The 17,338-nt window shown below is 42.1% G+C and carries 11 protein-coding genes; 10 read left to right on the plus strand and 1 reads right to left on the minus strand.

The features are described from left to right. The first annotated feature begins 3 nt into the window (after nt 1-3). The 4 genes from PGY05_RS03535 (at nt 4) to PGY05_RS03550 (ending at nt 4,784) form a co-directional block, all read left to right on the plus strand. Nucleotides 4-1,794 carry a sensor histidine kinase gene (locus PGY05_RS03535; RefSeq protein WP_173685257.1) on the plus strand — a complete coding sequence of 597 codons (1,791 nt, stop codon included), beginning with the start codon at nt 4-6 and terminating at the stop codon, nt 1,792-1,794. Between the two features lie 235 nt (nt 1,795-2,029). Beyond that, nucleotides 2,030-3,058, plus strand: a complete 1,029-nt coding sequence (locus PGY05_RS03540) for a transglutaminase domain-containing protein (protein WP_270475363.1) — start codon at nt 2,030-2,032, stop codon at nt 3,056-3,058. Next, on the plus strand, nt 3,059-4,081 hold the full coding sequence (locus tag PGY05_RS03545; protein ID WP_270475364.1) for a DUF3878 family protein: 1,023 nt from the start codon (nt 3,059-3,061) through the stop codon (nt 4,079-4,081). A gap of 85 nt (nt 4,082-4,166) precedes the next feature. After that, nucleotides 4,167-4,784, plus strand: coding sequence for a DUF4317 family protein (locus PGY05_RS03550; protein WP_270475365.1), 618 nt, complete (start codon nt 4,167-4,169; stop codon nt 4,782-4,784). A 365-nt stretch (nt 4,785-5,149) separates the two neighbouring features. Here PGY05_RS03550 and PGY05_RS03555 read toward each other — a convergent pair whose 3' ends face one another. Then, complete coding sequence (locus tag PGY05_RS03555) at nt 5,150-6,805, minus strand: DUF885 family protein (protein ID WP_270475366.1); 1,656 nt, start codon at nt 6,803-6,805, stop codon at nt 5,150-5,152. A 167-nt stretch (nt 6,806-6,972) separates the two neighbouring features. Here PGY05_RS03555 and PGY05_RS03560 point away from each other — a divergent pair, with 167 nt between their 5' ends. The 6 genes from PGY05_RS03560 to PGY05_RS03585 all read left to right on the plus strand — a co-directional run bounded on the left by PGY05_RS03560 (nt 6,973) and on the right by PGY05_RS03585 (nt 16,928). Further along, complete coding sequence (locus PGY05_RS03560; protein WP_270475367.1) at nt 6,973-9,756, plus strand: translation factor GTPase family protein; 2,784 nt, start codon at nt 6,973-6,975, stop codon at nt 9,754-9,756. Next, nucleotides 9,746-10,531 (plus strand): hypothetical protein, encoded by a 786-nt coding sequence (locus PGY05_RS03565; protein WP_008373342.1) that lies wholly within the window; start codon nt 9,746-9,748, stop codon nt 10,529-10,531. Before PGY05_RS03560 ends, PGY05_RS03565 begins: the two co-directional genes overlap by 11 nt. Before the next feature lie 481 nt (nt 10,532-11,012). After that, on the plus strand, nt 11,013-12,425 hold the full coding sequence (locus PGY05_RS03570) for a family 43 glycosylhydrolase (RefSeq protein WP_195434652.1): 1,413 nt from the start codon (nt 11,013-11,015) through the stop codon (nt 12,423-12,425). A gap of 11 nt (nt 12,426-12,436) precedes the next feature. Next, the gene (locus tag PGY05_RS03575; RefSeq protein WP_195434654.1) at nt 12,437-13,798 is read left to right on the plus strand and encodes an MFS transporter; all 1,362 of its coding nucleotides are present in this window, start codon (nt 12,437-12,439) and stop codon (nt 13,796-13,798) included. 144 nt (nt 13,799-13,942) lie between these two features. Further along, a complete protein-coding gene (locus PGY05_RS03580) occupies nt 13,943-14,863 on the plus strand; it encodes a helix-turn-helix domain-containing protein (RefSeq protein ID WP_173690579.1) in 921 nt (306 codons plus the stop codon). After that, a complete protein-coding gene (locus PGY05_RS03585; protein ID WP_270475368.1) occupies nt 14,856-16,928 on the plus strand; it encodes a beta-glucosidase family protein in 2,073 nt (690 codons plus the stop codon). The genes PGY05_RS03580 and PGY05_RS03585 overlap by 8 nt, the downstream gene beginning before the upstream one ends. Nucleotides 16,929-17,338 lie beyond the last annotated feature (410 nt).

The raw sequence follows: 17,338 nt of genomic DNA on the forward strand, positions 1-17,338 counted from the left end.
GTCATGAAATTAAGAAATAAATTGGTTATAGCACAATTATGTGTGTTTTTAGTAATTATGGGAATATTGCTCACGGCATTACCGGAACTGGTATATAGAAATATCAGTGTGAAAGACAGAGAGGATACTATGATTCTGAATGAGCAGATCATGTCTCAGTTAGATCAGAATTTTGAAGAACTGGTAAGATTTACAAAGATTGTGGCAGAAGAACCAGAACTTATTCAGAAAATAGATCAATATATGTCGGAGCCGAATGAAGCAAATAATGCGAAAATAAGTCTTTTTTTATCCCAGCTTGGTGTAAAAAATAAAATTCAGTCATATGGAATCATCGGGATTTATCTGGATGTCCAAAAGGCGGATGAAATATATGATTTTTCAACAGTAGGATTTTCGAATAAAGTAAAAGAACATATTTGTAGTGAAATAAAAGAATTAGATTTAAAAGGGAAAAAGACAAGTTTTTTGAATCCTTTTGCTTATGACGGGGAATCAGATACAGCATTTGGAAATATATTTAACATGGTTTATGGATATACGATGGAATATATATATCATGGGCAGAAAGGCAATCTTACTGTTATAGCATCTTTTGACCAGTTGTACTATATTGCAAACCAGATGAAAGATTACAGTAACGATTATCTGTTTCTTGATAAAAATAATCAGATTTTACAGCCAAGTGTTAAGGAAACACAAATAGATGTAAACGCAACTCTGAAAAACATGAAGTATGGAAAAAGCTATAAGGAAGGTTATTGGCAGCAGGAAGATGGGATTACTACAGTACGTTTTTCAGAAGAAGATGGGTGGAAGATTATTTGCAGGCAGAGCAGAAAAGATATTCTGGACAATAACCGTTCGCTGATTTTTCTGGTAGAAATACTGATTTTATGTTTTGGGCTTGGAATTGTGTTAGTTATGATTCCGATTGTAAATCATTTTACCGGTCCGCTTACGGATGTATCAAAACAAATGAATGAAATAGCAGAAGGAAATCTGGATGCACGAATCGAGGTGAATTCAACAGATGAAATAGGAGAAGTAGGCGCTTCGTTTAATGTTATGGCAAAACGTTTGCAGGAAAATATTGTTGAAATGGTCGAACAGGAAAAGAGAGAGCAGCAACTGAAGTATGGTTTGATGATTTCGCAGGTGGATCCGCATTTTATTTATAATACCATGAATATGATTACATATCTGGCACAGAAAAACCGGAATGAAGATGTGATTGCAGTGAATAAAGCTATGATTCAGATTTTAAGGGACAGACTACGTATAGAGGTGGATAATGTTTATGATACAGTAGAGCAGGAAATTAAAGTAGTGAGAGAATATTTACTGATTCAGAAATATCGATATACAGGAATATTTAAAAGTGTTATTGATATCGAAGCGGGGGTTGAGCCATATCTGATTGCAAAAAATATTTTGCAGCCACTTGTAGAGAATGCGTTCTTTCATGGAATTCTATGTAATACGGATGAAGAAGGCGAAGTAATAGACGGATGCATTACGATTCGTATCAGAATGGAAGAAGATGAAGTTGAGATTATTGTAAAAGATAATGGTGCAGGGATGTCTCAGGACAAACTAGATGAATTAAGCAAACCGCAGCGTAAACTGTCAAGTATGGAAAGAGGAGAACATATCGGTATAAAAAATATTAAAGAAAGACTGGACTATATTTATGAAAATAAATACAGATTTCAGATATGGTCAAAAGAGGGCGAAGGTACGATCGTCACGATCCGGATTCCGGCAATTGTATCAAGTGAAACTGAGAAATAAAAGAATGGAAGAGGTTCTATGTAGCAGTAAAAACTGTTATATGGAGCCTTTTTATATAAGTAATGAAGGGAATTTATGTGTCTGAAAGAAGCGGAAAAGGGCCAACATTTTGTGATTTCGTTAAGAAACGGGTATAAACATTTTCTATTTTCGTTAAAAACTAGCGTAAAACATTTCGTGTTTTCGTGAAAAAATGTATAATAGGAGAATCGAAACATTGCGCAGGAGGACTTTCATGGAACCATTCTATTATACCAAAATGACGAAACAGCAGCAGGCAGCATACCATGTAATCATGCAGGGAGCGAATGCACTTGCGGATGAATTTCAGATACCGCGCATAGAAAGTGCGGAGCTTTATGATGTCTTTTTCAGGCTTCGGCTGGATCATCCGGAGATTTTCTGGATGACAGGATATAAGTATAAATACTATCAGGACTCTCCGAATCTGATCTTTGTACCGGAGTATCTGTTTGACAAAAATAAAATCCGGGAGCATCAGAGGGCAATGTCCTCCAGAGTAGAAAAACTTGCGCGGGTGGCAAAAGATTTGTCTGAATGGGAAAAGGAGAAATATATTCATGATTTTATCTGTGATAATGTGACTTATGATAAGCTGAAAAAGGCGTATTCCCATGAGATCATCGGTCCACTTGGACATGGAGTTGGCGTATGTGAAGGGATTGCAAAATCTGTGAAAGTACTCTGTGATGCGCTTGGAATCTGGTGCATGATCGCAGTCTGTGGTAACAATCCGGAAAAAGGGATCAAGTACCGTCATACTTGGAATATCGTAAAAATTGGTGGTATATATTATCATCTGGATGCAACTTTTGACAATACACTTGGTAAACACAGTGCGGCAGGACAGGAGATCCGCTATGATTATTTCAATCTGGACGACAAGAAGATTTTCCGGGATCATGAACCGCTGATCGCACCGGCACCGGTCTGTACGAATGGGGATCATTTTTATTATCGGGAGAAGAAACTTTCCTTTACAAAAGAAGAAGATGTCTATAAACGGTCGCTGCAGGCGGCTAAGAAGGGCAGGACATTGACCTTTCAGTGGAGAGGTGGCTATCTGACAAGAGAAGTTTTGGAGAAACTTTTGGATCTGCTCCGGAAAGCCGGAGAAGAGAAGCAGAAGGCTGCCAGGATCAGCCTCAACTGGTCACAGGCAGTGATCCGTGTCAGTTATGTGGAGGACAGAGGACTTGCCTGTGTGGATATGGAAGAGGCAAATGAAGGAGAAAAGGAATAGATGAGTGAACTGGAAATACAGGAAAATATGTCAGCAGAGGAAGCGTTCATGGATACAGAAAGTGCATATGAAGAAATTCCGGAGGCCTTCCAGAAGCTTGCCCAGTTACTTGGTCAGGATCAGTTTGAACTTCTGTTTCCAGACAAAGATGTGGAAAACCAGGATGAAATGCGTCTGGTGTATCTGATGAATGATGCAGTGGAAAGCTTTCTGGTATTCTCTGGTGCAAGAATGACCGGACATTATCAGAAAGATTATGAAGGAGAGCTGGACGCAACTTTAAGCCAGGAGGATGGAGAATATGTACTTGTCGTATATCAGGGCGAAACGGTTGTGACCATTTTCTTCCAAGATCTTTCGCTGGAGATGAATCTCTATAATTACGGAGATATAGGACATTTTTGGTTGAAAGGGTATGAGTATCTGCGGATTCTGGAATATCGTCTGGCGATTCTGAGTGATAAATGTGAATATCTTGGAGAAAAGGCAACAAGTGATACAGAACAGAAACTTGCAAAACTGGTACATTTTCCTCCGCTGAACTATACCTGTTATCCGGCAGTTCCAGCAAAATATATTGTCCCGATGGAAGATCCGTGGAATCCGACCGAAGAGGCAATGGATGTAATGGAAGAGCTCGTTAAAGAAGTAGGGGATAAAAGTCTGTTGTGGTGGTTGCAAAGATACCGGAGATATCATGGAAAAAGAATGAGCAGATGGATTGCCCGACTATTACATCGAGAGAAACATGCGGCGGTTGTAGACTTGCTAAATAAAAAACTTGCCAAAGAAGCGGAAAATTATCCACGGAGGGATTTTGGGGAGAAATTTAATCAGAACTATCAGAACATTTTGAAAAAAGCCGAAAAAAGAAAAGCAGAGCTGGAGTCAAACGGACAGAAAGTTACACTTGTACGTGAGGAGCCATTTGCTGCGGCGAGAGATTCGGTAGATTTCAAAGTGTACCTGATGATTTGGAAAGAAAAACAGGGGAACCGTGTTGCTGAAATAGAAGAATTTTAGCAATGGATGATATGAGAACTTAGAAAATAGAAACAGGTCAACGGAGTGAGACTCAATTGATATTCAAAGAGAGGAACAAATACAAATGATTAACCGAGAAGATATGCTGGAATTGACGCGGCGGATGACGCCTGCAAGAACATCATTCACAAGAATAGCAGGCTGTTATGTAGATGCAGACGGAGATTTTGACGGAAGCTTTAACATCAACTTCCTCAAACTCTCTCCGTCAGAAAAAACAAAAAATCTCGCAATCGCCAAAACAATTCCATTTGCAGAGACAAACACAAAACTGAAAAAATACGAGATCCAGCCGGAAAATCAGAAAGCCGGAAGTATGTGGCAGCTTTTGATGGCGCTCAGAGACTGTGAACTTAAAAACGATGCCCTGATGGATACTCTTTATGATATCATCATGGAAAACATCCGGATCACCACCCCTTACGCGATCTATGTTTTCCATGATAACTACGATATCCCAGCCAAAGCCACCGACAAAGAACGCCTCGGAGAATCCGAAGAGATGTTCCCTTACCTCATCTGCGCCATCTGTCCCCTTGTCGGCGAATACGAACCCGGATCCCCAACATCCGGCTTCCTCTTCCCCGCCTTTACAGACCGCAGCGGTGACCTGAACCACATAAATATCTATGGCATAACTAAAAAGAAACGTGAAGAACTTGGTAGACTTATATCTTTATAATAATGTGTTGTTGGAAATATTTTAAAGATACAAATTTTTAAAAACTAAAACAAATCATTATACTCAAATTTATGAATATGGTTAAAACCCTAGACAAACAAATCACCATTAGCCATGCGCAGCGAGCTGATGTTCCATAAGGGAAAATTTTCAAGTTGCAGGAGTACCAGAAAAAACGGATAAATAAATGAATCGGGTCAGATTCCCTTGAGCACTATGGAGATGAGACTCAGTATATTGTGGAAGCCATTGCTGACACAATATACGCTTTCAGAGGCTCATCGGAATGCCCAGTGCGTGGGAAGCATACCCGATTCATTTATTTATCCGTTTTTTCGTCCCCCTCCAACACCTTAAAACCTACCTTATTCATCCATCAGCAAGCTCCGGAACTCCGTAAAGAAACGTCCCTGCTCTTCTTTGGTCATCTTAACCAGCATCTCCAGGCTTTCCATACTGATCCGCCCGGCTGAGAACAGCAGTTCCGTATAATCCCATTTCGTATATCCATACTCTTTTTCCCAGTCGCAGATTTTCTTCATTCCATAATAATAGCATGTGAAATATCCCGGCGCATTCTGGTGTGCCTGTACCTGGGCGCGGGCAGTTACGCGGTCAAAGCCAAGCTCTTCTTCGTAGATTTTTACAGCATCTTTCAGTGTCGCTCCAAAATAATACAGCTGCAGATCAACCAGGATACGGACAGAGGCATGATGACGGCGGAATGCAACGAACAGAGGGAAGAACGGGTCTTCTGCAAAGATAAAGGTAAATGCGCGTTCAGTCCGAATACAGGTTCCCTCTTCCAGAGGTACACTTTTTGCTCCTATTTTTACAGTTTCCGGTGTCGGATCGATCGCTGCACGGATAAACTGGACATGGTGTCCCGGATAAGTTTCGTGCATGGTATTCATCTTGATCCAGCCATCGGTAATGTTCTGATAATTATACTGATTCAGGAACATCTGGCCGCGGAGCGGTTTGACACGGAAATCACCACCCTCATAACCGCCCCAAGGGTAAGAATCCTTATAGCAAGGCGGAAGAGGAACGCACAGACAGGTTTCATCTTCCGGAAGACGTACATATTCATGAGCGACAGCACGGGTACGTTTCAGATAATTTCTGGCACGTGTATACATTTCCTCGGCACTGTCACAAGGACCGGCATAGCGGAAAAGCACATCGCTGACTTCTTTCATTGTCTTCGGAGTTCCTTCCGGAAGCTCTAATTTGGAGGCGATTTCGAATACTTCAGCACGGGTCTTTTCAATTTCTTCTTTATGCCATGCAAGCAGTTCGTCGAGAGATACACCAAGACGGTTTTTCAGAAGGCTGCGGTAAGCTTCCGGATCCATCTTGATGGTCTTTGAGAGATCATCCTTTAACAATTCTTCAGAGTCAGACTGGCAGTCAGAACCGAGTAAATCTGCCATTTCCTGAAGCTGATCGATAAAAATCCGGAAGGACTGTGATAAAGATGCAATCTGTTCTTCTGTGAAATCCGGGAAATATTCATTTAACAGTTTCTGGTCGCGCTGCATATCCAGCCTTGCGAGGGCAAAGGCAGAAGAAAGGGAAGCTTCATTTTCTCCGTATTGTGTGTGGATCAGATTAAGGATCAAATCCTGATTTTCATGAAATGCCTGTAATTTTCTGGTCAGGACATCGAGACGTACTTCATTAGAACGCCTGTCACAGCGAGCAATTTCCTGAAGATAATAGACAAAATCCAGGAGAGGTGCTTCCGGATTGTGTTCTTTTTCTTCGATAGTAAATTTAAGAGAATCCAGGAAGTCATTCAGATGATGCTTCACCAGACGATAGACATTGTCCGGTGCATCCAGGTTTTCAACCTGTGTTTTTAAATCGTTCCATTTTTCGCAGACCGACCTGATCTTTTCGGGAGTCGGGAGAAAAAGGATATTTTCAAAAGAACGGTGGCTTTCGAGTTGGTCATGCAAAATGGCAAGTTCTCTGTCAAGTTCGCGGTAAGTATTGGTTAAGTCAGTATTTTTCATGAGTAAATGGCACTCTCCTTTTTTAGAAATTTGTTCTGATTGTATCTTACCGCAGAAAATGTCAAATGAAAAGCAGGACAGATAAAAAGATTCGCGTGTCGACTTATGCCCCTTTCTGTGATATGATAATCAAGAGATTATTATGAGCAGAAAGGGGCATTTTTTCGATGGCAGCAACATCTGAAAATAAGCCAAAACAATATATATCTGTCGGGATTCTGGCGCATGTGGATGCCGGAAAGACGACGCTTTCGGAAGGAATCCTTTATCTTACCGGTCAGATCAGAAAGCTTGGAAGAGTTGACCATGGAGATGCGTTTCTGGACATGTATACGCTGGAGAGAAGCCGGGGGATTACCATTTTTTCCAAGCAGGCGAATTTTGTGCTTGGAGACAAGCAGGTGACTCTTCTTGATACACCGGGGCATGTGGACTTTTCAGCAGAAATGGAGCGTACCTTGCAGGTTCTTGATTATGCAATCCTGGTTGTCAGCGGAGCGGACGGTGTGCAGGGACATACACGAACCCTGTGGAATCTTCTTGCAAGGTATCAGGTTCCGACCTTTATTTTCATAAATAAGATGGATCAGGACGGTACGGACAGACAGGACAGATTTACTGAATTAAAGCGGAAGCTCAGCGGAGAGTGTGTGGATTTTACAGAAGCGGGTGAAGAATTCCTGGAAGAGCTGTCTATGTGCGACGAGACGGTAATGGAAAGCTATCTGGAAAATGGAGAGATCACGGCGAGCCAGATTCAGACGCTGATCCGGGAACGAAAGGTATTTCCATGCTATTTCGGTTCGGCACTGAAGCTGGAAGGTGTGCAGGAATTACTGGACGGACTGGGAAAATACATGGACGGACCGGTAAGCGGGACGCATGCTGAAGAGGCATTTGGAGCGAAGGTATATAAGATATCCAGAGATTCACAGGGCAGCCGTCTGACACATGTGAAGATCACAAACGGAGTACTGAAGGTCAAAGAGATCCTGGAATATATGGCAGAGGAAGAACCTATGCAGGAGAAAGTTAACCAGATCCGGATTTATTCCGGGGACAAGTACGAGATGGTGCAGGAAGCAGAAAAAGGCTGTATCTGTGCTGTGACAGGACTTACCCGGACTTATCCGGGACAGGGGCTTGGGATGCAGCAAGGTTCTTCGGCACCGGTACTGGAGCCGGTTCTGAATTACCGGGTGGAGCTGCCGGAAGGCTGTGATGTACACCGGATGCTGCAGAATTTCAGACAACTGGAGGAAGAAGATCCGATGCTCCGTGTAGTCTGGAATGAAGAGGCAGGAGAGATCCAGGTCCAGCTGATGGGCGAAGTGCAGACGGAGATTCTGCAAAGCCTTGTAAAAGAACGGTTTGACGTGGATATTTCTTTTGGAAGCGGGAATATTGTTTACAAAGAAACGATTAAAAATACAGTTGAAGGAGTAGGGCATTTTGAGCCGCTGCGTCATTATGCGGAAGTGCATCTGATACTGGAACCGGGAGAGCCGGGAAGTGGAATCTCGATCGATACGATCTGCAGTGAGGATGTGCTGGACAAGAACTGGCAGCGACTGATCCTGACGCATGTGCTGGAAAGAGAGCATCGGGGCGTTCTGACGGGATCGGTGCTTACTGATGTGAAGATCACACTTGCCAGTGGACGTGCACATCTGAAGCATACAGAGGGCGGAGATTTCCGCCAGGCTGTGTACCGTGCGATCCGCCAGGGACTGATGCAGGCAGAGAATGTACTGCTTGAACCGTATTATGCATTTCGTCTGGAAATTCCGTCAGAGATGACAGGCCGTGCACTTACGGATATTCAGCGGATGAATGGAGAATTTGACGGACCGGAGACGGAAGATGATATGGCTGTGGTCACCGGAAGTGCACCGGTGTCTGAAATGCAGGATTATCAGAGAGAAGTAACCACATACAGCAGAGGAAGAGGGAAACTGTTCTGTACGCTGAAGGGATATTTTCCATGCCATAACCAGGACGAGGTTGTAGAGGCGATTGGTTACGATCCGGAGCGGGATGTGGAGAATCCGACGGGCTCTGTATTCTGTGCTCATGGAGCGGGATATAATGTACCGTGGCAGGAAGTGCCGGAACATATGCATATTGAGGCACAGCTTCCGAAGATCCTGGAAGAGCGGAAAAGGCTGGCAGGAGAGACAGAAAAAAGTCTGGATGAGACTGTACCGGTAAATTTACGCAAGGAGAAAAGCGGATCAGCAGAAGCAGCAGCCAGAGGCGGCAGGCATTATGCGCGTAATGCCAGAGAAGACAGGGAACTGGAAGAGATTTTTATCCGGACTTACGGACGGGTAGAGAGAAAAGCCGATCGTCTTCCAAAGACTGTGACTGCAGGGAAAACGCCAAAAGCAAAGAAAGATGAAGAAGGCGTACAGGAATATTTGCTGGTAGATGGTTATAATGTTATTTTCGCATGGGATGATCTGAAAGAACTGGCAAAAGAGAATATTGAAGCAGCAAGAAATAAACTGATGGATGTGCTTTGCAATTATCAGGGGTTCAAGAACTATCCTCTGATCCTTGTATTTGATGCCTACAAGGTTGAAGGCGAAGCAATGGAAATCTTCAAATACCACAACATTCATGTTGTGTATACAAAAGAAGCTGAGACGGCGGATATGTACATTGAAAAGGTAGTACATGAAGTCGGAAGAAAGTATCATGTGACGGTAGTTACATCAGATGGTGTGGAACAGGTGATCACACAGGGACAGGGAGGTACGATCATATCTTCCCGGGAGTTCCTGGAAGAGGTGAAGATCGTGAACCGGCAGATTCAGGAAGAATGGGAGCTGCACAAAGAGAGTGCGAAAAATTATCTGTTCGATCATATGGACAGAGAGCTTGCCGGTCATATGGAAGAGGTCCGCATGGGCCGGAAAGAATTGGGTGAGAAAGCAAATGATCAATAAAGAGGAATTTCTGAAAACCTGTAATCTGACAGAGGATGACCTTACGGCTGCCCGAATTTCCTGGGAGGAGCTGACAGAGATCTATGAAGATTATATGTCAAAAACGAAATTGTTCCGTCATCTGGGAAAAGAATTTGTAGATGAATATATTTATGATATTGAGCGGGCAGGGATCCATTCCTACCGTTACAGAACCAAGAATCCAATGCACCTTCTGGAAAAGATCATCCGGAAGCGGAAAGAAAATTATGCAAAATTTGAACATATCAACAAATCGAATTACCACAAATACATCACAGATTTGATTGGTATCAGGGTTTTCTTCCTTTACCGGGAGGACTGGATCCATTTTCATAAGTTCATCACTTCGATGTTTGAAAATGATCCGAACAATTATATAGAGGACAGGCTGCGGGATTTTGATGAGGATCCGGAGCACTGCTATATCGCAGAACGTCCAAAAGTATATAAGCGTTCCGGGGATACAAGGATTTATGACAGTACGCAGATTGAAGTGCGGACAGGCGGGTATTACCGTTCACTGCATTATATCATCAAGTATCACGGATACTATCTGGAAATCCAGGGCAGAACGCTTTTTGAAGAAGGATGGAGCGAGATTGACCATGATATTGTGTATCCGTATTACAAGGATGATGAGATGCTGACGGAGTTTTCCGGACTGCTGAACAGGCTTTCGGGAATGGCAGATGAGATGAGTTCGTATTTCAGAAAGATGAAAGAACTCAGAGAAGAAGAACCGGATAAAAAATAAAGGATCTCTTATAAAAAATTAAAAATATCATATCACGTTATGGGTGGTATCTTTTTGTGAACTATGTGCGGAAAGGTACATTCTTTTTTGATATTAAATGATTGGAAATTTGTTTATAATAATGAGAGCGTAAGGATAAAAAGAAAATACTTGCGTATAATTAGCCTAGATTATTCACGGCTATGCCGTGTGAAGTGCGTGTGAAAAAACTCTTGTTTTTTCACACGCACTTTCTTTTTTTGACTTTTTTCAAAATCATCTGATATTTTCTGCTTTTCAAAATGCGATTAGTGAAAATGCATAAAAATAAAACTATAAAATTGTTAAAAACGACCAACAAGCACAAAACATGTCCAAATTTGACAGTGAGAAAGGTCTAAAATGACAGAACAAGATTTAAAATTCAAGATAGAATCATATTGCAAACGAAAAAGAAACGTTAAAACAAAGAAAAATAATAAAAAAGCGAAAGGAGAAGCGTATGAAAACGCAATGTCATAATCCATATCTCCCGTTGTGGGAACATATTCCGGATGGGGAACCGCATGTGTTTGAAGACAGATTATATGTATTCGGAAGTCATGATCTGGAGAATGGGAATGAATTTTGTGAGCAGGATTATGTATCATGGTCGGCACCGCTGGATGATCTGTCTGACTGGCATTATGAAGGCGTGATCTACCGAAAAGATCAGGATCCGTATAACGTAAATGTGCTTCCTTTATATGCGCCGGATGTAGTACAGGGGCGTGATGGAAGATATTACTTATATTATTGCATCAAATTCCAGGATTCCATCAATGTGGCTGTCTGTGATACACCGGCAGGGCAGTATGAATTTTACGGACGTGTCCAGTACAAAGACGGTCAGGCGATGATGGAAAATCAGACCTATGATCCATCTGTGATCTGTACAGAGGAAGGAAATTTCCTGTATTTTGGATTTGCACCATGCATGATCAATATCCCGCGTTATAAAGACCAGGATCTGAAAGGCGGAAGCGTACTTCAGTTGGAAGACGATATGATCACCGTAAAAAAAGGACCGCAAGTGATCATTCCGAGTCTGAATTATGGAAAAGGAACTTCATTTGAAGGAAACGAATACTTTGAAGGGCCATCTATTCGAAAAATAAACGGAAAATATTATCTGATCTATTCTTCCGTAAATACGCATCAGCTCTGCTATGCAATCAGTGACAGGCCGATGGAAGGATTTGAATTTGGTGGAGTCATTGTAAGCAATGGGGATGTCGGATACAACGGAAGAAAAGAAGAAGACAAACTGATGTCTGTTGGAAATAATCATGGTGGTCTGGTGGAGATAAACGGACAATGGTATATGTTCTATCACCGTCATACTTTCCTGAATCAGTATAACCGACAGGGATGTGCAGAAAAGGTGTATTTTGATGAGAACGGACAGATTCCGCAGGTAACGATTACGACAAGCGGAATGAATCCAGGACCTCTTTCAGGAGATGCATCTTATCCGGCAGTTTATTGTTGCAATCTGACGAATGGACACATGGGAGCATTGTCTTCCATTGGAAGAACCAACCAGGAAGTTGATTTCCCTTATATGACAAGTGTAAATGAAGAACGTTATATCACGAACATTAAAGATGGAACGAGAATTGGATATAAGTATATCAATCTGGAAGAAACCGGAAAAATTGAAGTCGTTTATCAGACAGATGCCCCGGGTGAACTGGAAATTTACACAGAAGAGAATGGAGAAAGAAAGGCAGTTATTTCTTTGAAGCCATGTAAATGGTGGAAAACCGCTGAAACAGAAGTAACATTTACCGAAGAAAAGAAATTGTATCTGGTATACAAAGGGGAAGGAGTACTTTCTCTTTTGACATTAAATCTAAAAGGAAAAAGGAACTAGGAGGAAGAAACATGAAAAACAGTAAACCAACATGGAAAGAGATTCTTGCATTTGCTGTCGGAGATGGTGGATGCAATCTGGTATGGACAACAATCGGTTCTTACCTGACATTATATTACACAGACAGTGTAGGACTTGCAGCAGCAGCGATTGGTACGATGATGCTTCTCACAAGACTTCTGGACGGAATTTCAGATCTGATCATGGGAAGCATTATCGACCGTACACATACCAAATGGGGAAAAGCAAGACCGTGGATCTTATGGACTGCAATCCCAATGGGACTTGGACTGGTTCTGATGTTCAGTGTGCCGTCCGGACTGAGCAGCGGAGGAAAGATGGTTTATGCGGTCATTACCTATATCCTGATGGCAGTTGCTATTTATACCGCATGTAACCTGGCATATAATACACTGCTTTCACTGGAAGCACCGGATCCGAAAGACCGTGTAACAATGAGTTCTATCCGTTTCTTTGTTACAATGTCAGTGGTACTTTTCATCAACTACAACTGCAATAACCTGGTAGGAAAATTCGGATGGACCGGAATGGCAGCAATCTTTGGTGTAATTGCTACAATATTGCTTTTGATCACATTTGCAGGAACAAAAGAGCGTACACATGCAGAAGAAAATACTTCTAAGAAACAGAAAAACAAAATCAGTGTCAGAGAATCATTCAAGCTTCTTTTCGAGAACAGATATTTCTGGCTTCTGACGGTTGTATTTGTTATCAACTATACAGTTCTTGGTGTAAATAACGGACTTCGTATTTATTATGCAAGAGATGTCCTTGGAAATGTAGGACTGATGGGAACACTTACATTATGCTTTATTTTACCAAAACTGATCGGTAACCTGATTTACCCTTATATCAATAAAGTACTTGGAAAATGGAAGAGCATGATGATCGGATATGCAATTGAACTTCTTGGGGTACTGATCATGGCATTTACAGGAACTTCATTTACAACAGCAGTCATCGGACTTGTCTGCCTTGGAATCGGTGGAATTCCGCACAATGCAGGACTTTTCGCAATGGTTGCAGACGTTATTGATTATGGTGAGTGGAAGACAGGTGTCCGCCTTGATGGTATGACAAACTCTGTTACATCCTTTGGTATGAAAGTCGGAGCCGGTCTTGGATCCGCAATTGTCGGATGGGGACTTGCATGGGCAGCATACGATGGAAGCCTTACCGCTAAAGGAGTTGCTCAGGCAGCAGTAACCATTTCAGGAATCAAGACTGTATTTACAATGGTTCCAGCAGTTCTGATTGTTATCGGAATGGTTGCACTGTTCTTCTGTAATCTGGATAAGATCTATCCACAGATCGCAAAAGGACTGGAAGAAAAAAGAGCGAACGAAAAATAGAAAATTGTAAAAATTACAGAGGATAGTCGTCAGGATTGGCGGCTATTCTTTGCGCATATATTTCAGTATGGGAGAAAATCCTGTATAATGATTTGTAAGAATGTTTAAGTATATTTTGAGGAGAAATGAACACGGGAGGTCCATATGCCACATTCCATTTATGAGTCAATAACAAATAATCAGAGTTTTCCTGTAAATATATTTGTTGCGCCAATTCAGAGCAGTACCTATCACTGGCATAATGAATATGAAATGATCGGAATATTAAAAGGGAGTATCTGGATGCAGGTGCAGTCGGAGCAGGTCAGATTAAAAAAGGGGGATATCTATCTGGTGAATCCGAATGTGATCCATGCGATAAAAGGAGTAGAAAATGAAGAAAATCTGTGTATGTTCGTGCAGATGAGGCGTGAGCTTTTGGCGTTTGATGAGGAGGACAATAAAGAGGTACGGTTTTATCTTGATAGTACAGACGAGGAAGAGCCGGAAAAAGGATTCGCATATTTTTATAAAAAGATGGCTGAACTGGTATATGAATCTATGCGCGAGGACAGACATCAGGTATTTCGGATAAGGGCACAGGTGTGTACCATGATCGCAGATCTCTTTGATCAGGTTATTTATGATATTAGGTTTAAAGATGCAGCTGCACAGAATGATCAGGAACTGACGGTAAAGGCGATTACGCTTATGGAAGAACATATGGGAGAAGAAAAGGTAATGGATCTGGTATGTAAAAAGATCGGGCTCAGCCGTAAATCTCTGGATCGCAATCTGAAGACAACACTGGATCTGACCGGGAAAGAACTTCTGGAAAATCTGCGTATAGAGCAGGCAAAGAATCTTCTGAAGAATACGGATAAAAATATGAATTACATTTTGGATGCATGTGGATTTGGATCGGAAAAAACGTTTTACCGAGTATTCAGGGAAGAAACCGGGTTTACGCCGAAAGCCTTTCGTGAGAAAGGACAGGTGGAAGAATATGATGAGGCACTGAAGGGGTATCTGAATTATGAGACTTCAGAGGTAAAAAGGATTTTGAGGGAGATTCTGAATGGATAAGAAAATGGACTGGAAGGCATATCGGCTGACATATACAAAACAGGCGAAGGATATTTTGAAAACGCTGTCACTGGAAGAAAAAGTTTCTTTGATGAGTGGGTCAGAAATCCGTTCTGAGGTTCGGGGAGCAATTCGGAAAAAATTAAAAGTACATTATAATGAACATCCATATCGTGCAGGTGGTATAAAAGAGAAAGACATACCGGCAATGCTTTTTGCAGATGGGACGAGAGGTGTTGTATGCGGATGCAAAAAAGCAACATGTTTTCCGGTGGCGTCCATGAGAGGAGCAGCTTTTGACCCGGAGCTGGAAGAAGAGATCGGGCGCGCCATTGCAGAGGAAGTTCTGGACGTTGGTGCAAACTTTTTTGGTGGCGTATGTGTGAACCTGCCCTATCATCCGGGATGGGGACGGGCGCAGGAAGTATATGGAGAAGATCCGTATCTTCTTGGCAGGATGGGAAGTGCACTGGTCCGCGGAGTACAGGAGAATGGCGTGATCGCCTGTGTCAAACATTTTGCCTTTAATTCTATGGAAAATGCAAGATTTAAAGTGTCAATCGAATGTGATAAAAGGACAGAAAGAGAGATTTTTTTCAGCCATTTTAAAAAGTGTATTGATGCCGGAGCCGGTTCTGTGATGAGTGCTTATAATCGCTATCAGGGAGCGATGTGTGGGGAAAATGAATATTTGCTCAGACAAGTGCTTCGGAATGAGTGGGATTTTGACGGATTTACGATCTGTGATTTTGTGTGGGGAGTGAAAGATACCGTTGCAGCGGCTTCAAGCGGGCTTGATATTGAGATGCCGATCACACATTTTTATGGAGAAAAGCTTCTGGAAGCAGTAAGAGAAGGAGAAGTTACGGAGCAGACGATTGATGAATCAGCACTCCGGATTATCCGGACTTTACTGGCACATGAACATTTTATAGAAGAACACAAAAAAGAAGGAAGTTGTGATTACAGAAAGCATCAGGAACTTGCCCTGAGGTGCGCAGGAGAAGGAATTACGCTTCTGAAAAATGAAGATCAGTTACTTCCGATAGATTGTAAAAAGGGAAAGAAGATCGTAGTTTTGGGAAGTTACGCTGACAGAGAAAATATTGGTGACCGGGGTTCCAGTCAGGTCTATGCACCGTATGTGGTGACGATCCTGCAGGGAATTACGGAATACCCTGCAGATGCGGAAGTGATCTATTATTCCGGAGAAAGTGCATCCCATTGCAGGCGGCTTGCAAAAGAGGCAGATGTGGTTGTGAGTGTAGCGGGAAATGATTATCTGGATGAAGGAGAATGTGTGGCAAATGAATCGGTAGATGTGACGGTTCAGAATGAGGGCGGCGACAGGACAGACTGCCTGGGATTAAAAGAGGAACAGCTGAGAATTATTGATGCAGTCGGAAAAGTCCGGCAGGATGCAGTGGTGGTTCTGGTTGGCGGAAGCATGATCCTGATGGATGAGTGGGAAGATCAGGTCGGAGCGATATTGATGGCGTACTATCCAGGAATGGAAGGTGGAAAGGCAGTCGCAGATGTATTATTCGGGAAAACGAATCCGGGTGGAAAACTTCCATTTGTGATTCCGAAGAAAGAAGAAGATCTGCCGGAGATTGACTGGGATGCAGAAGAGTTCCGATACGATTACTATCACGGATATACACTTCTGAATAAAAATCATGTGGAACCGCTTTATCCGTTTGGATATGGACTTTCTTATACAACATTTACGCTTACCGGCATGAAGGCGTGGAGAGATGAAGAAAATCTGTATGCGTCTGTGATCGCGAAAAATACAGGGAAGCGGGAAGGCAGCGAAGTGGTACAGATGTATGTGGGAGCAGCTGATTCCAAAGTAGAAAGACCGGAGTATGTGCTCAAGGATTTTCAGAAAATACGGCTGGATGCCGGAGAAGAAAAAGAAGTGAAACTGGTTTGCCCGATTCGAGAGATGGCATATTTTGATGAGGGTAGAAATGAATTTGTGGCGGAATTTTCAATTCCGTATGAAGTGTATGTGGGAACGAGCAGTTTGAGAGAAGATTTGTGGGTAAGGAAAGTTTGAAAAAGGGATGTGCGGGTTTATTGTACTAATTAGTACAATAGCCCTTTTTAAAACTTTTTGTCAGAATGAAAAATTGAATCATAAATATCTGTTTCCGGTTTAATATTTTCAAAATAAATCCAACATATAGAGAAGTGGGAAGCGAGCGTTGCTTACTTCCCACTTCCCGGTTATAATTGGAATAACAGAAATTAAGTCAGAAAGGATGGATTCAATGGAATATATAACATCTCTACAGGCAGCAGATAAATGGAATCTTTCAAAACGTCAGGTAAATGCGCTGTGCAAAAGCGGACAAATATATGGTGCAGTAAAAAAGGACAGCGTTGGATGATACCGGAAGATGCAACTTTTGAAAAATATCTCAATCATTACGATGTGATTTATCTGGATATTACCTTGTAGGAATT

Origin of the sequence: Coprococcus sp. AF51-11b1 (assembly GCF_027682785.1) — a bacterium.
In the GTDB taxonomy this organism is placed as follows: Bacteria; Bacillota; Clostridia; order Lachnospirales; family Lachnospiraceae; genus Allocoprococcus; species Allocoprococcus comes.